At 40.3% G+C, this 21,851-nt stretch carries 15 protein-coding genes and 1 pseudogene; 15 read left to right on the top strand and 1 reads right to left on the bottom strand.

Annotated elements, in window-relative coordinates; genetic code table 11:
* Window positions 1–50 precede the first annotated feature (50 nt).
* Together NSTCB13_RS08705 and NSTCB13_RS08700 are read left to right on the top strand one after the other, a co-directional pair.
* Window positions 51–998: a D-2-hydroxyacid dehydrogenase gene (locus NSTCB13_RS08705; protein ID WP_445629189.1), complete on the top strand. Its 948-nt coding sequence runs from the start codon at window positions 51–53 to the stop codon at window positions 996–998.
* 93 nt (window positions 999–1,091) lie between these two features.
* A complete protein-coding gene (locus NSTCB13_RS08700; RefSeq protein WP_445629188.1) occupies window positions 1,092–2,042 on the top strand; it encodes a D-2-hydroxyacid dehydrogenase in 951 nt (316 codons plus the stop codon).
* A gap of 202 nt (window positions 2,043–2,244) precedes the next feature.
* Here the strand turns inward: NSTCB13_RS08700 and NSTCB13_RS08695 are convergent, their stop codons facing one another.
* On the bottom strand, window positions 2,245–3,444 hold the full coding sequence (locus NSTCB13_RS08695; RefSeq protein ID WP_448272022.1) for an acyl-CoA dehydrogenase family protein: 1,200 nt from the start codon (window positions 3,442–3,444) through the stop codon (window positions 2,245–2,247).
* Window positions 3,445–3,662: 218 nt separating this feature from the next.
* On the opposite strand from NSTCB13_RS08695, the gene NSTCB13_RS08690 reads away from it, so the two are divergent.
* The 13 genes and pseudogenes from NSTCB13_RS08690 (at window position 3,663) to NSTCB13_RS08630 (ending at window position 21,833) form a co-directional block, all read left to right on the top strand.
* A complete protein-coding gene (locus NSTCB13_RS08690) occupies window positions 3,663–3,851 on the top strand; it encodes a hypothetical protein (protein WP_448272021.1) in 189 nt (62 codons plus the stop codon).
* 1,953 nt (window positions 3,852–5,804) lie between these two features.
* A complete protein-coding gene (locus NSTCB13_RS08685; RefSeq protein WP_448272020.1) occupies window positions 5,805–8,915 on the top strand; it encodes a peptidase domain-containing ABC transporter in 3,111 nt (1,036 codons plus the stop codon).
* Between the two features lie 155 nt (window positions 8,916–9,070).
* Window positions 9,071–10,615, top strand: a complete 1,545-nt coding sequence (locus NSTCB13_RS08680) for an HlyD family efflux transporter periplasmic adaptor subunit (protein ID WP_448272019.1) — start codon at window positions 9,071–9,073, stop codon at window positions 10,613–10,615.
* Window positions 10,616–10,790: 175 nt separating this feature from the next.
* Window positions 10,791–11,579, top strand: coding sequence for a peptidylprolyl isomerase (locus NSTCB13_RS08675; RefSeq protein WP_448272018.1), 789 nt, complete (start codon window positions 10,791–10,793; stop codon window positions 11,577–11,579).
* A 436-nt stretch (window positions 11,580–12,015) separates the two neighbouring features.
* Window positions 12,016–12,264 (top strand): hypothetical protein, encoded by a 249-nt coding sequence (locus NSTCB13_RS08670; protein WP_448272017.1) that lies wholly within the window; start codon window positions 12,016–12,018, stop codon window positions 12,262–12,264.
* Window positions 12,265–12,796: 532 nt separating this feature from the next.
* Window positions 12,797–13,024, top strand: coding sequence for a tetratricopeptide repeat protein (locus NSTCB13_RS08665; RefSeq protein ID WP_448272016.1), 228 nt, complete (start codon window positions 12,797–12,799; stop codon window positions 13,022–13,024).
* Entirely contained in the window at window positions 12,990–15,890 is a 2,901-nt protein-coding gene (locus tag NSTCB13_RS08660) for a tetratricopeptide repeat protein (protein ID WP_448272015.1), read from the top strand. The genes NSTCB13_RS08665 and NSTCB13_RS08660 overlap by 35 nt, the downstream gene beginning before the upstream one ends.
* Window positions 15,891–15,961: 71 nt before the next feature.
* Complete coding sequence (locus NSTCB13_RS08655; RefSeq protein WP_448272013.1) at window positions 15,962–16,375, top strand: Nif11-like leader peptide family RiPP precursor; 414 nt, start codon at window positions 15,962–15,964, stop codon at window positions 16,373–16,375.
* A gap of 242 nt (window positions 16,376–16,617) precedes the next feature.
* Window positions 16,618–17,881, top strand: a pseudogene (locus tag NSTCB13_RS08650) (nif11-class peptide radical SAM maturase 3).
* A 6-nt stretch (window positions 17,882–17,887) separates the two neighbouring features.
* The gene (locus NSTCB13_RS08645) at window positions 17,888–18,058 is read left to right on the top strand and encodes a hypothetical protein (protein ID WP_322670007.1); all 171 of its coding nucleotides are present in this window, start codon (window positions 17,888–17,890) and stop codon (window positions 18,056–18,058) included.
* Between the two features lie 108 nt (window positions 18,059–18,166).
* A complete protein-coding gene (locus tag NSTCB13_RS08640; RefSeq protein WP_448272012.1) occupies window positions 18,167–18,658 on the top strand; it encodes a hypothetical protein in 492 nt (163 codons plus the stop codon).
* A complete protein-coding gene (locus tag NSTCB13_RS08635; protein ID WP_448272010.1) occupies window positions 18,594–19,448 on the top strand; it encodes a calcium-binding protein in 855 nt (284 codons plus the stop codon). The genes NSTCB13_RS08640 and NSTCB13_RS08635 overlap by 65 nt, the downstream gene beginning before the upstream one ends.
* Before the next feature lie 387 nt (window positions 19,449–19,835).
* A complete protein-coding gene (locus NSTCB13_RS08630) occupies window positions 19,836–21,833 on the top strand; it encodes a tetratricopeptide repeat protein (RefSeq protein WP_448272009.1) in 1,998 nt (665 codons plus the stop codon).
* Window positions 21,834–21,851: the final 18 nt, after the last annotated feature.

The following is a 21,851-nucleotide window of genomic DNA, read 5'->3' as shown; positions in this document are numbered from 1 at the left end:
ATAGGCAATTTCCAGATATAGCCTTGTAAATAAAGAAGAGGTAATCTACAATGAAGCTCATTTTGCCGCTCGATTTGGTTGCTGACATTGAGCCACATCTACCACCCAATACACAGATTGTACGAGTAGATGTTGAAGGAAATCTAGATGGGGATGCTAGCGATGCTGAAGTTTATTTCAGTTGGTTTTTATCGAGAAGTCCTATACTGCATAAAATACTAGAATCAGCACCAGCATTGCGTTGGCATCACGCACCAAATGCAGGGGTGAATCACATCCTGACACCAACTTATTTGCAAAGAGATATTATCCTCACTAATGGGGCTGGAGTACATGGAATTCCGATCGCAGAATTTGTCATTACTTACATACTGGCTCATGCCAAGCACCTGCCAGAATTATATGCTCTACAGGCTGAACGTCACTGGAAAAGAGGCTTTGCTATCCAAGAATTAACAGATGCAACCTTGCTAATTATTGGCGCTGGTGGTATTGGTCAAGAAATTGCCGCTCGTGCTAAACCCTTCGGCTTAAGAATTATTGGCAGTCGTCGTCATCCCCAGGAACTAGCAAATTTTGATAAAGTAGTAGGTGCTGATGAATGGCGATCGCTCCTGCCAGAGGTGGATTATGTAGTTATTGCAACACCTCTAACTCCCGAAACCAAAGAATTGATTGATGAATCTGTATTGCGGTCGCTCCCAAATCATGCCTACCTAATTAATATTGCTCGCGGCGGCGTAGTCGATGAATCAGCATTAATAAAAGCGCTCACAGAAGGTTGGATTGCAGGTGCAGCATTAGACACAGTTAACTCAGAACCGTTACCACCAGAAAGTCCTTTGTGGTCACTTCCTAACATCTTTATCACCCCTCATACTTCCGGTCATTCACCCAAGAGTAAACAGCGTTCAATAGCGCTATTTATCGACAATCTAAAGCGTTACCAAGCTGGTCAGCCATTAAGAAATGTAGTAGATAAAGAAGCAGGATACTAAACAATTAAAAATTAAAAATTAAAAATGCAGAGGTGCTGCCGATTGGTTGCACAATCCAAAATCCAAATCCAATATTGAATTAGGGAGTAGCTAATGGTGAAATTAATTTTACCCGATCATCTGATTGCAGATATAGAGCCACACCTACCATCTAATATCGATGTAGTAGAGGTGGATAGTGAAGGTAATCTCGATGGTGATGCCAGTGATGCAGAGATTTATGTCAATGGATTTTACCTGAAAACCTCTACTCTTGACAAAGTATTGACAGCAGCACCCGCGCTGCGTTGGCAACAGTCACCGAGTGCTGGCGTGAATCACATTCTCACGCCAACTTTTTTGCAAAAGGACATCATCCTCACCAATGGCGCAGGAGTTCATGCAATTCCAATTTCGGAATTTGTACTGGCATTTATGCTCTATCACGCCAAGAATCTGCGGAAATTGCAAACTTTGCAGAATGAACACACTTGGGTAAGAGGAGTGTTTCTCGAAGAGTTAGCAGACGCGACTTTATTAATTCTCGGCACAGGAAATATCGGTCAAGCGATCGCATCCCGTGCTAAAGCCTTTGGAGTCACAGTTTGGGGTAGTCGCCGCCATCCCGAACCCCTACCGAATTTTGATAAAGTTGTAGGCGCTGATGAGTGGCGATCGCTCCTCCCAGCCGCAGACTATGTAGTTATTGCGACACCATTAACCCCAGAAACTAAAGGCTCGATCGATGAAGCTGCATTGCGCTCTATGCGTCAGTCTGCTTACCTAATTAACATTGCTCGTGGTGCGATCGTAGATGAAGCCGCATTACTTACCGCACTACGTGAGGGCTGGATTGCGGGTGCTGGATTAGACACTGTTGCAACCGAACCTCTGCCGCCAGAAAGTCCCTTATGGTCGCTACCGAATGCCTTTATCACACCCCATTGTTCAGCCTTGTCGCCACGCCTCAGAGAGCGCATAGCACAACTATTTATCGACAATCTTCAACGCTACCAAAACGGTCAGCCCTTGCGGAATGTTGTAGATAAACAAGCAGGATACTAAATATTGGGCATTGGGTATGGAGAAGAGACAAGGGAGGCAAGAAAGAGGGGTAGACAAGGAAGAAACTTGTTGAATAATTCCTCTTTGTCCTCCTTGTCTCCCTTGTCCCCCTTGTCTCCCTACTCCCACTTCGGCTCCTTTCGACTTCGCTCAAGGCAAGTCGCTCAGTGACCACCTGCTCCTCTGCTCCTCTGCTCCCCAATCACTTAACTTTCAGCACCGACTTTCCTAAAGATTGACAAATAACATCATTTTGCGGCGTATGTATACGGCTGCACAAAACGTCACGGTAGTGACGCTCTAAAGGATTTCTTTTTAATAAACCAGGATTGCCAGTTAGTTCCAAGGCAATTTCTACAGCACGAATCGAGTTAGTTGTGGTGAGGTATTTAACAGCTTGTGCCTGTAATACTACGTTAGGCTCATACTTACCGTTGTCAATATCTTGAGCCAAACTATAAATCAATCTATTGTTAGCAAACAGTAGTGCTTCTATCTCACCCACGGCAGCTTGGAAGCGTGGCAGAGTTGCCAGTGGCTCTTGGAGATTAGAAGGCGATCGCTCCCAAAGATATTTAACAAGCCAGTCTCGCGCACTACTAGCAACACCGAGATATAAAGCACTCACTGTCAAACTGCCCCAAGTGGAAATTAGCGGATCGAAAGATGGCGCAGCAGATATTGGGTTGATATTTAGAGCATACTCTAAAGGAATTAATACATTCTCTAAAATGAGGTCATGGCTGCCCGTAGCTCTCATTCCCAAGTGATCCCAGGTTTCGACAATTCGCAAACCTGGCAGATCGCGCGGAACCAGAAAATTCCCAACTTGTGGTTCATCTTCAGTTGTCCGTGCCCAAACAACAAAATAGCTGAGGATAGGACTGCCTGTGGTGTATTGCTTATGTCCTGTTAAACGCCAGCCTTCTGTTGTTCGTTCGGCAATTGTCGCTGGCAATCCGCCTCTGGCTGGCGTTCCTAGCTCTGGTTCAACACGGGCAGCATTCAGCAGGGCAATGCCTTCGATTGATTCACGACACAGCCGTTTATACACTTCTGGATGCCAGCGACGGCTACGGGCTGCATGAGCATGTTGAAGATAGTGCATTGTCAGTACTAATGCGGTCGAAGCATCGCCACGTGCTATCCCTTCAATCACCCGACAGATAGTTGCCAAACCCAAATCCTGGCCACCGAATTCACGTGGAATGGTGAGGTTGAGTAATCCTGCCTCATGCAAAACTGTAAAATTCTCGAAGGGAAAGGAAGCATCTCTATCATGTGCCCCTGCGCGGGTGGCAAAATCTTTGGCCAGAGCCTCAACTTGGTCGAAAATATTGGGGAGAGTTTCTAAGCCTTGGGCTACAAAGGTGTCTGGCACTGCTTGCTCCAACTGTGACATAAGTACTCCTTCGTAATTCACTGTACTACTAAATCAGAGATGTTTTTCAATATGGAAGCATCTCAAGTTTGTAGGAATATCAATTTTTCGCACGACGCCAGTCTTCCCTCACCCCCAATCCTCATTGCCCTAACTGTATTACTTCTAATGCTTCCCAATGCCCCCGAAAATACTACTTAAAATCGACCGAGATTTGGTAATTAGTAGTTTATGTAAGTATGACACAAACTCCTTTCATAGAGCAAGCCAAGCGGAAAATTCAGCGATCGCGCCACAACTTAGAAACTGAATTCCCTAGCGGTTTAGGACTTACGCAAAATATCTCTCAAACTCTGATTTTTCAATGTTTTCTGTGCCTCTGCGGTTCGTTATTTCGTAACTTGTGCGTAAGTCCTATGGTCTTTTAAGCTAATCACCATTTAAATAAATCTTTGCGTTTGGAACCAAGCACGGAGAAACAAGCATTTAAATATTCTCTGTTGAGAGTAATATAAAGATCCCTAGATCGCACAGGGATAATTTTCTCATCAAGTAGATTTTCCAATGGATAAATATACAGCAACAGGATTGGCGATCGCAACTAAAGTGATATTGGTTGCTTTTATAGCGGTTCCTCTGCAACTGAGGTATAACTGGACTGGATATATTTTTTTTTAACTTTGAGGATGTACCTTATCTGATTAAGAACCGCTATGGATGATTTATCTATATTTTACCAAATCGATGGTGTTACACTTTGTCAGGGCACTGACTCTATAACCACCATTGAATTTATCCATTTATTATTACTTGACTCGATCGAATCGCAATCTTAGGTTTTAAAAGACGAATTTGCGATTTATTGTCATTTTTTGAACTATAGGCTCATTTAAACATGATGGTTATTTCTCAACTTCTATCAAGCTGTAATATGTATTGCTGCTATCCCTTTGATGGAAAAAATGCTAAGATTGCCTTAGTTAACTAGTGTGTGCGCCCGATCACAACATTAATGTGTTTTACCTCACAGCTAATTTAAACAACTTAAATATTATCTTTAAGCAAACAATAGTCGCCGTTATGGCTAGCATCATGTTATGCCACCTCGCTATTTAAAGATTTAATGTATAAATGGTTGTTAAATATATTTTTTTTGTTAAATATCATCTATTAGGTGACTTGTCAGAAAATTTACATTAAGAAACTACTAAAATATCTAAATTTAAGAACAGAAAGAGTGTAAGCTAATTATGTAAATATCATGTTTGTATGTAAATATGATGATGTTCGCAAGTCTCTTTTGGTTACTTGCATTTGTTACACTATAGGAGGTATAATACAAACGTTAAATAGCTTGCTAGATGCTCCCTAAAAGATACTAAGCAGTGCTGGAAAAAGATCCATTCTGGAATCTCCAAGCAAACTTAAGTAATATTTGTTTAAGTGTAATTTTGCTTAATTGGTAAAATACTACTTAAACAAAATTACGATGTGCTTTTATAGCTTTATAGTTTTATCGTCTTCTGTTTCCTGTAGCCTACTCAAAATCTTCTTTTGTTGCAGGTTGCACGATCGGGATAAAGCTATCCCGGAGACTATCCCCTAGACTCGCCAAAGTACTAGGGAATATGCTGGGAGCTAATTGCACATTGTCTAAATTTCTGATTAACACTACAACGTTAGTCAGATTTGTAGTTGTGGTTTTTTTGCTGTCAGGCTTTGTTCACACAACTGCTAATGAATTACGTTTTCACATAATTTAGGACTCAATGCAATTTCTAACTACAATTATGTCACACCATTTAAGTCAAGACAAGGCTGTTAAAAAGTTAGGAATGTCTGAAAACATTCTTTTAAAAATTCTTCCGATTCAGGTGTTGTTCAAGAGCATGAAATAACTTTCAGCCATAACATTGTCCTGAACTAGAAAAAACTTCAGTTTGTGATTGAGGAATGAAATACTTTGCATAGCTATTGCTACATACAGCAAATTAGATTGCGAAAATAATTCCTGTTAACGAGCGCTGACAACCACTGCTGATTGCAAAAATGAGCAATCCATATTTGTGCGGAGGCTGTCAATGCAGTTAGTTGCTTTTGAAGCTAAATGTCGTTAAACAAAGCTCTAGCTCGATATCCTAGCCTTTACACTAGTTATTGCCACATCAATAACTCGCTGCAACAACTTGTAGATTGCCTGCTCAATAAAAATACCTTGTATGTAAAAGATAGATGCTTTACTAGCATACTGTTTCTTTCTCAACTCTACTTTAATAAAGCTGAGAGTTTCCTCGGTGAAAATACGGGATTAAATAATATTTTTAATGAAGTTTTGAATTGGATTCCGACTGATAAGTAAATTTTTTTTTGGAGATGAAAAAATGCCACCAGTGCTTTCTGAGCAAAATGTGGGTGAAAGAATTTTGTACACTTTGGATACAAAACTCTCAGAAAAAGAATTAGAGAACTTCTTGGCAGAAATGGAAATTGTGGAGCCACCATCAGCAAAGCAATTCTGGGAATCTGCACAGGCGAATCCTGGTATATATATTATTCTTATAGGTAAAGTCCGACTATTAGATAGCTCTGAGAATTTAATTACTACCTTTGGTGCATGGTCTGTTTTTGGTGAATTGACCTTGTTTCCCGAAGCTAACTTTAGTCCTTATGTAGTTAGAGCTTCGACAAGCCTAAAACTTGGCTATTTCAGGCAAGAAGCATTGCAAAGGTTGATAGACAAGTATCCTAACATTCGCGATCGCCTATTTGCGCGTGCAGAACTTTGGGATTTGTTGTTGTTATGTCGCCAAGTATCGCAATTCCCACGCCATACATCACAAGTTTCAGGAATGCTCAAAGCCTTATCTTTGTTTGAGCGACATCAGTTAGACACTGGCTCACTAAATCCACAAATATCTGAAGATTCACAGTTGTGGTTATTATACAAAGGTCAACTGCGGCATTCTGAAGGCGATTCTTTGACACCAGGTACAATCTTTGCTCAACCAAAACAAGGAGATTGGCAAACAACGCAACCAACGATTGCTTACATTCTGAAAAACGACCAAATGCAAACAGCACTAGAATACTTCCCGGAGTTGGGGGAGTGGGCTTTTGGTATGAGTGTCAGCGAAACGGAATTAGAGACTGAAGACACAACGACCGGCTCAGTGCGTCGCAGAAGATTAGGTACTAGAGAAAAAACTTCCCAATCTCCAAAATCTAAAATTATTCCTTTTCCCCAAAGAGAGAAGCCGTCACAACAACAGCCAACAAAAAAATCACGTTTTTACTTTCCCAGTCCGAAAGTACAAATGGGGCATTGGTGGAAGCGGATTACCAAAAGCTATCCCTTCTATGCCCAACAAAGTGCAGCTGATTGTGGCTCTGCTTGCTTGGTGATGATTGGTAACTATTGGGGCAAACATTTTAGTATCAATCGCCTACGGGATATGACCAATGTCACTCGCAACGGTGCATCCCTAAAAGCGATGGCAGCAACAGCAGAATACCTGGGTTTTGCCACCCGTCCAGTGAAAGCTACTCTTGATAAATTAGCAGAACAGCCTTTACCTGCAATTGCTCACTGGGAAGGTAAACACTTTATTGTTGTCTATGAAATCACTCCTAAGCGGGTGATTGTATGTGACCCGGCTCTTGGTCAACGCAGTTTGACAAAAGCTGAATTTCAAGCAGGTTGGACTGGTTATGCATTGTTACTACAACCGACAGCTCTACTAAAAAGTGCTAAAGACGAAAGTAGAAGCTTCTGGAAATTTTTTGAGCTAGTCAAACCTCACTATCGAACATTACTAGAAATTTTCATAGCTTCGATAGTCATTCAATTATTTGGGTTAGTAACGCCAGTATTTACCCAGTTGTTGCTCGACAGAGTACTTGTGCAACGCAGTGTTCCAACCTTAAACGCCATTGGTTTGGGAATGATTGTTTTTGGGTTGTTTGGTGTTGCTGTCAACGGTGTACGGCAATATCTGTTATTTCACACTGCTAACCGCATTAGTATCGCCTTACTCGTAGGCTTCATCAAACATACCTTCCGTTTGCCCCTTGCTTATTTCGAGTCGCGTTTCGTTGGGGATATAATCTCGCGCATCCAAGAAAACCAGAAAATTCAGCACTTCCTTACTGGTCAGACACTCTCCATTGTCTTGGATATGCTGACATTAGTGGTTTATCTGGCTTTGATGTTCTCCTATAGCTGGCGGATGGCATTATTCGTGCTGTGTACTGTACCGCCATTTTTTATCTTGGCGCTGGCCAGCACAAGTATTTTGCGCCGCATCTCCAGAGATATTTTTAATGCAGCTACCAAAGAACAAAGCTATCTCATAGAATCCCTGAGCGGAATTCGTACTGTCCGCTCATTAGCAATTGAACAGACAGTGCGTTGGCGTTGGGAGGAACTGCTAAATGATTTAATCAAAAAAGACTTTAATGCTCAAATAATTGACAATCGCTTGCAAATTATCAGTGGTATCATCCACACCTTTGTAAATACTTCATTGTTGTGGTACGGAGCAACCCAGGTAATTAATAACGAACTAACTATTGGACAACTAGTTGCTTTCAATATGTTGGTGGGTAACGTCTTGAGTCCTTTCCAAAGGCTAGCTTTGCTGTGGAATGAATTACAGGAAATCGTGATTTCTACCGAACGGATTAATGATGTATTGGAGGCGGAACCAGAAGAAGACTTAGCAATTAAACCCCGTAAATCGTTGGGTAAACTTCGCGGTAACATTTGTTTTCAGAATGTTACTTTTCGTTATCACTCAGAAAGCGATACTAATGTATTAGAAAATCTCAACTTTGAAATTCAACCAGAACAGATGGTTGCAGTCGTAGGGCGCAGTGGTTCTGGAAAAACAACTCTCAGTAAATTAATTTTAGGTTTATACCCACCGACAGATGGCAAAATACTCATTGATGGTCACGATATCACCAGTGTATCTATGCGATCGCTGCGTTCCCAAATCGGCGTTGTAGACCAAGATACTTTTCTTTTTGGTGGGACTGTTCGCGAAAACATTGCGATCGCTAATCCAAATGCTTCTTCAGAAGAAATTAGCCAAGCAGCAAAATATGCTGGAGCCGATGAATTTATTCAAAAATTACCGATGGGTTACGAATCCGAAATTGGTGAAAGCGGCGGAATGCTTTCTGGTGGACAGCGACAACGCCTAGCTATTGCTCGTGCTTTGCTCGGAAATCCCCGGTTATTACTGTTTGATGAAGCCACTAGTCACCTAGACTCAGAATCAGAACGAATTATTCAAAACAACCTCAAAACAATTCTTAAAGGACGCACAAGTGTAATTATTGCCCACCGCCTCTCTACAGTCCGCAACGCGGACTTAATCCTGGTTTTAGATCAAGGTATTTTGGTAGAAAGCGGTACCCACGACGAATTAATCGCTAAAAAAGGTCATTATTACTACCTGAATCAACAACAGATGTCTCAAGTTAGTTGATGGGCATTGGGCAGTCTTTTTCTTCTCGACGAGACTGTGCGTAAACAATTTTGAATACTTCTCCTAGCAAAGAGGCTACGCCAACGACAAGCTCAGTACAAGTTTTGAATTGATTTCTTCCGCACTCCCCATCTACTGTTATTGGAAATAAAACCATGCCACATCCCAACAGATCGTCCCCACTCCCCCCAGATGAGCAAGATCAATATCAAGCTTACAAACAGCAAGAGGAATTGGTATTTGACGAGCAAACAGAGGCAGAAAATGAAAGTCAAGATTTGTACTACGGTACAGAAAAACTACTCGATGCCTTACCTCGAATTTGGACTCGTGGTTTGTTATATACGCTCATCGGCTTTGCTGGTCTATTCTTGCCTTGGGCAACTCTTTCAAAAGTCGATGAAACTGGTAGCGCCAGAGGGCGTATAGAACCTAAAGGCGCAACTCAAAAATTAGACGCTCAAGCTGGTGGAAGTGTCAAAGCAGTTACAGTCAAAGAAGGAGATACAGTTAGAGCCGGCCAGATTTTACTAGAACTGGATTCTGAGTTGCTACAAACGGAACTGCAACAAGTCCAGAGCAAATTGCAAGGGCTACAAAATCGGCAATCCCAACTGGAAATGCTGAAAAATCAACTTTTAATGTCAACGAATCTTTTAGAACAACAAAATAAATCCCAAGAATTAGAAAAAATGGCTCAAGTTAACCAGGTGCAGCAAAACCTGGATGCCAAACTGAGTAGCTATAACCTCCAAAAGTTAGAAAAACAATCATCAGTTAAACAAGCAGAGCAGCAAATTTCCAGCAGTCGCGACGATCAAGAATCGGCTAAAAAACTTTTGAGTATAAATTCTAAGCAAACTGAACGCTTTAGCACACTCGTTCAAGATGGCGCAGTTTCTCCAACCCAAGTTGATGAAATCAAAAAACAAGAGGAAGAAAGCAAACGACTTTATAAAAAGTCTCAATCAGATATTAAACAAGCTCAATTACGTTTAGCCCAAGAGCTAAATAATTATCAAGTAACCATCAAAACGTTGGAGTCTGATATCAAACAAGCAAAACTCCGACTGCAAGAAGAACAAAGTAGTTATAAAAGTACCACGCAAGCCGGACAACTGGCTGTAATGAAAAATCAGGAGCAGCTAAAAGATTTACAGGGACAAATAACAGCAACGCAATCAGAAATCGCTCAGACTAAAAGTCAGCTTACATCTATAAAAGTACAAATTCAGCAGCGCATGGTGCGATCGCCGATTAATGGGGTGATTTTTGAATTACCCACCACTAAACCAGGAGCGGTGGTACAAGTCGGTCAAAGGATTGCCCAAATTGCACCCGCAACAACAGACTTCGTACTCAGAGCCAATATGCCTAATCAGGATAGCGGTTTCTTGAAGGTAGGAATGCCAGTAAAAGTTAAGTTTGATGCCTATCCTTTCCAAGAGTATGGCATCGTACCAGGAAAAGTTACTTGGATCTCGCCTGACTCGAAAGTTAGCCAAACACCCCAAGGCAACATCGAAACCTATGAATTAGAAATCACCTTAGACCAGCAGTATGTCCAAAATGGCAACAAACGTATTCCATTAGGTGCGGGACAGACAGCAAATGCTGAAGTGATCATTCGTCAACGCCGAGTTATTGACTTTGTTCTAGATCCGTTTAAAAAACTGAAAAAGGGCGGTTTGGAGATGTAGTGAAAGATATCGCACCCAAATCAGGAAATAGGACAAGGGAGATTGGAGGAATAATTAATGCCGCGTGCTCACTTGCTCTGAGCAACTTGTACCAAGCGTTGCGAGGTAAGCCGTTCGTTTAGCGTCTCGCAGAGAAGGGATGCCCAATCCCCTGAATTATTGGAGATATAGTGTTATGCCCGACAATCTGACCATTTCTACCTCAGATATCATTCACAATCTTAAACTCTCCTGTCAGATACCTGCTGTTGTAGAAGCGATCGCATCGCAAAGTATTATTGCCGAAGCAGCTCAAGCGGCAGGAATTACAGTCACGCCAGAAGAACTACAGCAAGAAGGAGATAACTTAAGGTTCGCCAAGAAGCTTGTCAAAGCTAAAGACACCTGGTCATGGCTAGAAAAACACCACCTCTCTGTAGATCAGTTTGAAGAATTAGCCTACAACAACATCCTTTCGCGGAAGTTAGCGAATCATCTATTTTCCGATCAACTGGAAAAGCACTTTTACGAACATCAGCTAGATTATATCGCCGCCGTTACCTACGAAGTTGTCTTCGAGGATCGAGACTTGGCTTTAGAACTTTTTTATGCCCTAGAAGAAGGCGAAATCAGTTTTCCAGATATTGCTCGTCTATATATCTCAGAACCAGAAGCTCGTCGCGCTTATGGATACAAAGGACTCCGATACCGCAAAGATTTTCGTCCAGAGATTGCAGCCGCTGTCTTTGCTGCTGCACCACCAGAAGCTCTCAAACCGATAACGACTCCCAAGGGAGTGTATTTAATTTGGGTGGAAGAAGTCATTCAACCCCAATTAGATGAACAGTTGCGCCAAAAAATCATTACAGAATCCTTTTCTGATTGGTTAAAGCAACAAATCACCACGATGAAAATAGTGACTCAAATAGACTCAGACAGTTCACAAGAGGAATTAATAGATATGTTATACACCAAGACTAAATAATTTAATAATTTTCAAATGTTTTTGTCGCTAAGTATCTACCTAAGTTATGGAAGATTCCTTGAGGCTTCAAAAATGTTGCAGATACAGATTTTATTTACTTAAAAACTTAATATTTTTTACTTTTTAGTGTTTTGTGAATATATCTACAAAGTGCTGTATTTGCGTTATTTCAAAATTCAAGTTAATCGCTACAACTATTGCTAGGCAGTAATTATTTTAATTTCTGCTTAAATTTGTCATGCAGGTTTTTCTAACTTAAAATAGGACTAGATATAATGATTTTTCAACATAAATGTATTAGTTTTTTTAATCAAAAATCCTTCAAAAAAGTGTTGACTTTTTTGAGAAATAAAGTATATTAGATGTATAGCCAAATAAAACAAGTTGGTTATACCAAATATTCCCAACAACAGTTACAAATTTTAGGAGAACTCAAATGATTATTTCTGATCTGAACTACTTGGAAAATACCACTGAAGAAATTATTGGTGGTACTAAGGGTAAGGTAATTGTCATTGTTGTGCCCAAGCCCAAGCCCCCTAAATTCAACAGCGTTGCACAAGCTGATGCAGATGCTTCAGCAACCGGCGGCCTCAACAATGTAGCCGTAACCTATACTAACGCTACCGTCACTCCAAATAGTGCTACTGCTTCGTCATCAAGCTATGCTGCTACTTCTAACTAAAAGTAGTAATAATTAAACTCTACTTACAAAAAGTATTAACTTCTGCAAGTAGAGTTAGGCTCGAAAGCTTAGTATATTGATAAATGCCGAAGGCTCTTTGCTCATTTGAGCCTTCGGCTTTTACCAAAAATACACCCTTTGGTCTTAAAAAAATGTTTCTGCAATAAAGTTTTACAACTTAGAACATTTAATCCTCAACCCAATTACAACCTGTGTTATTTACCTGCCCTGAATTAAAACTCTGGGCTAATAGTCATAAGAGGAAAAAGTTTACCGTAGCCTTCAGCTTCTCGTAGACCCCCGAAAGGTAGAGAAGAGTAAAATTCCTGTTAATTAAGTTTAAGAAGTAACCAAGCAGACATGATATCAATCGATATCAGTTATAAGTTTCAAAAGCCTAAGTTCCTTGCAGATATTGGAACAAAAGACATTTTAAATAAAAAAGATTGTATTTATAGCCCATAAATAAAAGGATATAAGCTCCTAAATTTATTTATGGGGATTGTTAATTTTAAATTTGGAGCAAAGCGACGTGACGACAATTCCTGATGCTCTCCAACTCGCAAGTCAATATTATCAAAGTAAGCGCTTCACCCAAGCTGAAGAGATTTATCGTCAAATTATAGATGTAGATTCCCAACAGTCAGAGGCATTCTATGGATTAGGGTCTGCTGGCGCAGCAACAGGAACAATATCAGAATGCAGAACAATTTTTTCAAGCAGCCTTGCAATTACAGCCAGAAGCAGGGTCAATACATAACAGTTTGGGGTTTAGTCTGCAACAACAGGGTAAGCTAGAAGAAGCGATCGCCTGTTATGAAAAAGCACTCTTAATTCTCCCAGACAGCATAGAAGTACAAATTAATATCAAAAATATTCTTCACATTCAAGGTAAGCTGTCACCAGAAGAACAAGCTCACTACGCAGAGTTGAACGAGCAGTTTGCTTTAGGTAAGCAAAAGGCAGGCGATTTCAAGACAGCAGAATTATATTATCGCCAAGCTATTGCATTGCAGCCAGATTTGGTATCATCTCATACTAATTTAGGAGAAGTACTCCAAAAACAAGGGCGATTCAATGATGCCATCGATTCTTACCAACAAGCACTAAAAATTAAACCAGACTATCATTACGCCTATCACAACTTAGGGTATCTTTTCCAGGAAAAAGGAAAATTTGCAGAAGCAATAGAAGCTTATGAAAAAACTTTAAGCATTCAACCTGATTTTGCAATCACCTATAACAACTTAGGAAATATTTTTAGGGCACAAAATAAATTTGATGCTGCCATAGAATGCTATCAAAAAGCGATTAAAATTCGATCTGATATTGATTATATATATTCCAACTTGGGAACGGCATTGAGAGATGATAACCAAATAGAAGCAGCAGTCCAGGCATTTGAGCAAGCCGTAAAAGTAAACCCAAACTATAATATGGCTAAATTTGGTGCTTGCATGAGCCAACTACCAGTTATCTATTCTAATGTTGATGAAATTGCATTCAGACGAAATCAGTATCAACAGTATTTGCAAGATTTAGCTAAACATTATGAATTAACTAATCAAGAAGAACGGGCAAAAGCATCTGAAGCTGTGGGAGCATTTCAACCTTTTTACTTGACATATCAAGGTTTAAATGACCGAGATTTACAGCGAACTTATGGAGAAATGATTTTCCAGATTATGTCGAGTCGCTATCCCCAAGATTGCCAGCCGCTTGCTCTGCCAAATTTAGATAAAAATCAAAAGGTTCGTATTGGTATTGTCTCTGGATTTTTATCTAGTCATTCTAATTGGAAAATCCCGATTAAAGGTTGGGTAGAAAATATAGATCGAAATGAGTTTGAATTATTTGGTTATTATACTGGAGACAAAAAAGATTACTCAACAATGAGTGCCACCAAGACTTTTGATAAATTTGTTCAAGGTGTACGCTCAACTGAACAATGGTGTGAGGTAATTACAAAAGATCGATTACATATCCTGATTTTCCCAGAATTTGGGATGGACCCAATGGCGATCAAACTGGGTTGTCTGAGATTAGCGCCAATTCAAATGACATCTTGGGGACACCCTGAGACTAGTGGACTCCCAACTATTGACTATTACTTGAGCAGTGACTTAATGGAACCCGAAAATGCTCAAGAACATTATACAGAAAAATTAGTTAGATTACCCAATCTATCTATTCATTATCTGCCTTTAGCAATTCCACCCGAAGAAATTAAGAAACCAGATATAGGTTTAAAAGAGGATGATATTTTCTTCTGGTGTTGTCAGTCATTATATAAATATTTGCCTAATCATGATGATGTTTTCCCTTCTATTGCTAAAGAGCTAGTAAATTCTAAGTTTGTGTTTATTAAAAGCAAAAGTGAAGAAATCACAGAAAAATTTCGCCAGCGCTTAAATCATGCTTTTGCAAAATTAGGATTAGATTATCAAAATCACTGTTTGTTTTTGTCTTTCCTCCATGATAGGAAGTTTGCTGGAACTACAGCTTTAGCAGATGTCTTCTTAGATAGTATTGGTTGGTCTGGATGTAACTCCACGCTAGAATCTGTTGCTCATAATATTCCGGTTGTCACTTTACCAGGAGAACTGATGCGATCGCGCCATTCTCTAGCAATTTTACAGATGATGGGTATCGAAGAGACGATCGCTTCAAATAAATCAGAATACGTCCAAATCGCCATCCGTCTGGGGAAAGATGCTAAATATCGGCAATATATTTCCCAGCAAGTTGCAGAAAATAAACATAAATTATATGGTGATTTAAAGCCAGTCAGAGCGCTGGAAGATTTTATTTTGCAACTGGTTAATAAACCAAGACAATTTAACGCTAAAGATGTTGCTGAACTGTTTCAACTTGCACTTCAAGAGCATCGAGCTAATCGCCTAGATACAGCCGAACAGCTATATCGTCAGGTAATAGAAAAACAACCAGACTATTCAGAAGCATTATACAATTTAGGGATGCTGCTACAGCACAAAGGTGAGTTGCAAGAAGCTCAGAAGCATTTAAGTGCAGCTTCGCAAGTTCAGCCTAACTCCGTGAAAATTTGGTTTAGTTTAGGCAATTTGCTGCAAGGTCAAGGACAGTTACCAGAAGCTGAAACAGCTTACCGAAAAGCGATTGCTTTGCGACCAGATGCAGGGACAATATACAACAATTTGGGCTACACCTTGCAACAACAAGAGAAGTGGGAGGATGCGATCGCATCATATCAAAAAGCTCTGGAATTTCAGCCCAACTGCATAGAAGCAGAAATCAATTTAGCGAATGCGCTGTTTGCTCAAGGGAAGCTTTCGCCAGAAAAACAAGCCTATTACGCAGAATTGAATTATCAGATGGGCTTTGCCCAGCAAGAAGGAGGTGAATGGCAAACTGCTATTGCTTACTATCGAAGTGCGATCGCAATACAGCCTGATTTGGTAGATGCTCATTATAACTTGGGGGTAGTACTGCAAGAACAAGGGGAGCTAGAAGAAGCGATCGCTTGCTACCAAAAAGCTTTGGAGTTCAATCCCCAACACCAGGAAGCCAACATCAAATTAGGAGAGATTTACCAAAACGAGCAACAAAAAGTTACACAAGTGGACTCACTAAAAGTTTCTAGCTAAACGGATTATTTGATGCGATCGTCAATTACCATCAATCAAACTTCAACTTTCAAATTAAGGGGGTAAAATTTATGTCATTAACAATTTTCGAGAAAGTTAAAGAGTTCATAATCAGATTAGTTAAAGACGAGGCTTTTTACACTCAATTGATGAGTGATAAGATTGAGGAAGTGATAAAAGTCATGGAAGAAGGTGGCTATAATTTTTCTCAAGAAGAATTTGAAACAGCCTCAATTAAAATCTTGGAATTAAAAGAACTAGGTCAGTTTGACGACCTCAGTGAAGAGGAATTAGTAGGAGCCTTTGGCGGGCTTTCAAACACAGTCGTTCAGCCATTGTATGGTGTTGTAGTCTCACCTCCCGAAGAATGTGGAAAACCACCAGTTAAAAAATGTAAATGGATTCCTAAACCAAATCCAAAGCCAATAACTCCACCTATACAACCATTATATGGAGTAGTTGTTAGTCCAACAGAAGTACAATAACCCGATAAAACGATGAAGAAATAGAATGCGTTAGTTTACCCCTCTTTTGCCACTCTCGGAAAACAATAATCGCACCCAAATTCTGAGACTTTGAATGAATCCAGCTTTGAGAGTTTATTTTCTAACAGTAACTATTTTTAATTAAATAGCGGAAAGTGAAGCGGCAAAAGGGTTTTAGTAATTGGAGTTTCCCACTCTGACAAAAGAGGGTTATTTTGAGGGTTGAGATTGAGAGTTAACCTATGACACATCACCGCAAAAGCTACGCAGTTTGGGAAATTACCTTAAAGTGCAATCTAGCTTGTAGTCACTGTGGTTCCCGTGCAGGACATGAGCGCGCCAAAGAACTTTCTCCAGAAGAAGCTTTGGATCTCGTCAAGCAGATGGCAGAAGTTGGCATTAAAGAAGTTACTCTCATTGGTGGTGAAGCATTTCTGCGTCCAGACTGGCTGGAAATTGCCAAAGCTATCAACGAGGCGGGAATGTTATGTGGTATGACTACAGGCGGTTATGGCATTTCCTTAGAAACCGCTCAAAAAATGAAGGAAGCGGGAATTCGTACCGTCTCTGTTTCTATTGATGGCTTGGAAGTAACTCATGACCCGCCTGCGGGGAAAGAAAGGCTCTTGGAAATATGCATTTAAGACCATGAGTCATCTGCGAGAAGTCGGTATTTCTTTTGGTTGCAACACCCAAATTAATCGCCTCTCAGCGCCAGAGTTTCCGTGCATCTATGAGTGCATTCGTGATGCCGGTGCTCGTGCTTGGCAAGTTCAATTAACTGTACCAATGGGAAATGCAGCCGATAACGCAGATATCCTCCTCCAACCCTACGAACTGTTAAATATCTACCCTATGCTTGCGCGCGTAGCGCGTCGTGCTTACCAAGAAGGCGTGCAACTTCAAGCGGGAAATAACATTGGTTACTACGGCCCTTATGAACGACTGTTGCGGGGACGAGGAAAGGAGGATGACTTCTCATTTTGGCAAGGTTGCGGTGCAGGACTCTCCACTTTGGGAATAGAAGCTGACGGAGCGATTAAAGGTTGTCCCTCACTGCCAACTACTGCCTATACAGGTGGTAACATTCGAGAACAGACCTTGCATGATATTATCGAAGGTGCAGAAGAACTACGCTTCAATCTAGGAGCAGGAACACCTGAAGGTACAAAACACCTGTGGGGTTTCTGTAAAACCTGCGAATATGCTGAACTTTGTCGTGGGGGTTGCAGTTGGACAGCCCATGTTTTCTTTAATAAAAGAGGTAATAATCCTTACTGTCATCATCGCGCTCTTGTTCATGCCAAACAAGGTATGAGAGAGCGTGTAGTTCCCAAAGTAAAGGCGCAAGGATTGCCATTTGATAATGGCGAATTTGAGCTAATTGTCGAGCCTACAGATACTTTATTGCCAGCAAACGACCGATTACACTTTACTGCTGACAGCATTCAGTGGTCGGAAAGTTGGCAAAAAGAACCCGATCTTTATTACTCTATCGTGAGATAATAATTTATGGCAGAAAATTCCGAAATTAACACAATTTCAGCGGAAAAAACTGACCTTGAGTCATCACCATCTCAAGAATTAGAGAAAATCCCACTACTTCCACGTTCCGCTTGGAATAGTCAATTAACCTATTTCAAAGTGTTGTTAAAAGCGAAGCAAATCCTGGATAAAAGCTAACAGGTTCATTAGGGATATCAAGAGATTTAGCTCGTAAATTAGGAGAGAATTACTCCCCAAAGATTTACGTGCAAATTTGTTAACTCACAAAATAAACACAGGTTTTTTATGGCATCAAGAATAAGTCTAACACTGACAGTTCCAAAGTTACTTTCTTTCAATGGTAGAACTAATCTCAACAATAGACCCGATCCCAAGCCCGATCCTAGTCCTAATTTTGTTACCGCTGAAGGGGATGCTACTTTTTCTAACTATAGTGAAAGTGCTGCAAGCATTTTAACTGCTACTCAGGCAGATACCTTAGTTAAAGGTGGTATAACTGCTGCAATTGCTGAGGCTCAAGCAAGTTTCGATCCAACTTTTTCATCACTTTTCACTAAGTCCGCTGTAGTGGGATTAAGTGGTCAATTTGAAGGTACTTCCAACAGCGAAGCAAAGGTACTTGCTAGTTTTGCGGTTGGTCGTAATGAAAGCTTCTCTTTTGATTTTTCAGCAGATTTAAAATTGGCAGCTAAAGAAATTGAAAATCCTGACGTTGAATATAACAAGGGGTCAGTCGACAACAACTTTTTTAGTATTAGATACCACAAATCCCAATAAAGCCAAAGTTTTAGATTATTTTGGCATCCAGGGTAAATTAGTCTCGTCCGATCAAATCGGGGATCTAACATTTGGTCGTAGTCGCAATGTCACAATTGACAGTCGTGATAAAGATGATGATATTGATGGCGACAATGGTACTGATTTCCTCAATGGTAGTGCTGTTGGTAGTTATGAACGGAATTTTAATCGCAATACCAACTTAACTATAGTCAAAATTAATACTACTTCTGTTGAATTGGCAGGAGATACTTTAATCGGCAACCTGGGTAAAGATGTTATCTACGGCACGATTCGGAAGGATAATCTGACGGGAACCAACGGGGCAGATAAACTTTATGCTAGCTTAGGGGATGATAAGCTATCTGGAAAAAGAGGTAATGATAACCTCGACGCCGGCCAAGGTAATGATTCGCTAGATGGTGGCGAAGGCGATGATACACTCTATGGCGGTAAAGGCAATGATACACTCTATGGTGGTAGTGGTAATGATGTCTTAATTGGTGGCGAAGGTAATGACACATTTACTTTCAAACGTACCGATACCTTGTCGAAAAAAGACTTTGATGTAATTCAAGATTTCCAGGTTGGTGTTGACAAGCTTGTATTAGATGGCTGGGGAAGTCGAGGTAACATTACAGATACCAGCGATGGCGCTCTTCTCACCTTAAATACTTTGTCTATCGGTAATACTTTGTCTATCGGTAATATTTTGTCTATCGGTAATAATCCTCAACAAAGCATACTATTTTCAAACGTGAGTGCAAGCGATCTCAGCTCGATAATATAATTTGCTTAAGGCTAATTGCTCGTTTCATTTCCTAACAGACTTTGATTGACAAGCATCTCAGTCAAAACAATCGGGTGAGTAAAAAAAATCTGATTGTACAAGAAAATGTCGATACCTTTTCTGGGAGAGGTTTTGCCAACAGCAAACCCTATGGTGTACGCACTGAAATTACTTGACTTGGTAATGTTCGATCGCTAGCTTCAAGCTTATTTCTCGTCCATACTGTTGACAAAATCTCTCCCTTATTTTAATTAAATAGCCTTGCTTGATTAACAGGCAAAAATAGGGAAAATATTTTATTAATAGTTATCACTTATGTTCTGAAATTATAGTAATCTATAACAATATAATATCAAATTCAAATATAGTTATAGATACTACAGGGTTATGAATACTACAAATATTTCAGAATCTAAAGTTAAATCTCTTATTCAAATTGCGGTGCAAAAGCATCAGTCAGGTGACAAGGATGAAGCTGAATTGCTAAATCAAACAGAAGTAGCTGAAATCCTGGAACTAGCTGTTCAACAGCAACGAGACAATAGTTTATTGGAGGCAGAACTGCTGTATAGTCAAGTTCTGGAAAAACAACCCGATAACCATGAAGCTTTATATGGATTAGGGATGTTAGCGCAGCAGATGGGGCAACTCAAAACTGCTGAACAGTGGCTAAGTGCGGCTTCACAAATTCAACCAAATTCTGTGAAAACTTGGTTCAGTTTAGGTAATTTGCATTTAGTTCAACAACAGTTTTCCGAAGCAGAGAAAGCTTATCGGCAAGCTTTAGTTTTATTACCTAATTCATTACCAATTTACAACAACTTGGGTTATACTCTGCAACAACAAGGATTATTTGAAGAAGCAATTAACTATTATCAAAAAGCTTTAGAGTTAAAGCCAGACTTTATCGAAGCAGAGACTAATTTGGGCAATGCGTTACACGCTCAAGGTAAGCTCTCCAGCGATCGAGAAATCTACTATGCACAATTAAATAATCAATTGGGTGTTGCCCGGAAAAAAGCAGGGGATCTGAAAAATGCTGTTACTTGTCACAAGCAAGCGATCGCACTACAACCAAATTTGTTAGAAGCCCATTATAACTTGGCTTTGGCGCTGCAAGAACAAGGAGAATTAGCAGAGGCGATCGCATCCTACCAAAAACTTTTAGAACTTAATCCCAACGATGGAAAAGTATACCTCAATTTAGGCAAAATTTATCAACAACTCAACCAATTCCAAAAAGCTGTTTCTGCCTATCGACAAGGATTAAAGCTAATTAATCCTCACTATGCCAAAGCGTTAGTATCTAGTGAGGATGCTGAAATTCCTCAACAAGCACCAGTCACGCCCTCAATTCCCCAAAAAGAGGTAATTGTAGGAGAATACAGCTTTCCAACTATTCCAACCGTAGCAAATACAAATAAGCGTCCTTTCTGGAGTGTGGTGGTAACTGTATATAACCGCATAGATTATCTACTCGAATGCCTTGTGAGTGTATTGACCCAATGGCAAGGAGAAGAGCAGATGGAAATCATCGTCATGGACGATGCTAGTACAACGCCAGTATTTGAACTGGTGAATAGTATCGGACAAGGAATAATCAACTACTATCGCAATCCGCACAATCTCGGTTTGCCAGGAAATTGGAATGCCGGAGTTGCTCTAACTCGCGGTCATTGGGTTCATTTACTGCACGACGATGATTATATTCTCCCAGGTTTTTATTCTCGGCTACAAGAAAGTCTAGAAGGGTCTTCAGATTCTGTAGGAGCCGCTTTTACAGGTTATGAAAATATTAACGAAAAAGGGGAAGTAATTTTCAGCCAACAAATCTATGGACAGCGAGGAATTGCCCAAAATTGGTTGCAAATTATTGGAGTTAGTAACTCATTGAATATGCCTGCTGTAGTGATTCGTCGAGAAGCACACGAACAATTGGGCGTATATCATCCTGAACTGACTTATACAAGCGATTGGGAAGTTTATAAACGCATTGCCTCTGTTTACGATTGGTGGTGTGAACCAGAAATTTTAGCTCGTTACCGCGAACATGCTAACAATGTCACCAGCCAACTGTTACTCTCTGGGAAACAGATGATATCCATCCGCCGTGCAATTGAAATTTCAAAGAGTTATTTTCCTATTGAATACTCGGCACAAATTACCGCCCAATCCCGGAGTCATTATTTTCTTTATTGTCTAGAATCGCTGATAATTCCCCTACAGGCTGGGAATCTGGCTGGAGTTTGGCAAGGGTTAGAAGAAGCTTTAAAAATAGATCGTAGCCCGGAAGCAGTGGCAAAGTTATTCCGGTGGTTAACACAAGAACAAGCAGCTCCTCTGCGTGAAGAAATTGCCTCAAGATTGATATCACTTCCTTTATAAAGACTTGTTTAGGAAAAA

Source organism: Nostoc sp. DSM 114160 (genome assembly GCF_053470305.1).
Note: the sequence above shows the minus strand (reverse complement) of the source record. Positions and strands in the feature narration are given on the sequence as shown.

What these genes read in the sequence shown, in the direction of transcription:
- NSTCB13_RS08705 (WP_445629189.1), top strand. Translation starts at nt 51, where the DNA reads ATGAAGCTCATTTTGCCGCTCGATTTGGTTGCTGACATTGAGCCACAT.
- NSTCB13_RS08700 (WP_445629188.1), top strand. Translation starts at nt 1,092, where the DNA reads ATGGTGAAATTAATTTTACCCGATCATCTGATTGCAGATATAGAGCCA.
- NSTCB13_RS08695 (WP_448272022.1), bottom strand. Translation starts at nt 3,444, where the DNA reads ATGTCACAGTTGGAGCAAGCAGTGCCAGACACCTTTGTAGCCCAAGGC.
- NSTCB13_RS08690 (WP_448272021.1), top strand. Translation starts at nt 3,663, where the DNA reads ATGACACAAACTCCTTTCATAGAGCAAGCCAAGCGGAAAATTCAGCGA.
- NSTCB13_RS08685 (WP_448272020.1), top strand. Translation starts at nt 5,805, where the DNA reads ATGCCACCAGTGCTTTCTGAGCAAAATGTGGGTGAAAGAATTTTGTAC.
- NSTCB13_RS08680 (WP_448272019.1), top strand. Translation starts at nt 9,071, where the DNA reads ATGCCACATCCCAACAGATCGTCCCCACTCCCCCCAGATGAGCAAGAT.
- NSTCB13_RS08675 (WP_448272018.1), top strand. Translation starts at nt 10,791, where the DNA reads ATGCCCGACAATCTGACCATTTCTACCTCAGATATCATTCACAATCTT.
- NSTCB13_RS08670 (WP_448272017.1), top strand. Translation starts at nt 12,016, where the DNA reads ATGATTATTTCTGATCTGAACTACTTGGAAAATACCACTGAAGAAATT.
- NSTCB13_RS08655 (WP_448272013.1), top strand. Translation starts at nt 15,962, where the DNA reads ATGTCATTAACAATTTTCGAGAAAGTTAAAGAGTTCATAATCAGATTA.
- NSTCB13_RS08645 (WP_322670007.1), top strand. Translation starts at nt 17,888, where the DNA reads ATGGCAGAAAATTCCGAAATTAACACAATTTCAGCGGAAAAAACTGAC.
- NSTCB13_RS08640 (WP_448272012.1), top strand. Translation starts at nt 18,167, where the DNA reads ATGGCATCAAGAATAAGTCTAACACTGACAGTTCCAAAGTTACTTTCT.
- NSTCB13_RS08630 (WP_448272009.1), top strand. Translation starts at nt 19,836, where the DNA reads ATGAATACTACAAATATTTCAGAATCTAAAGTTAAATCTCTTATTCAA.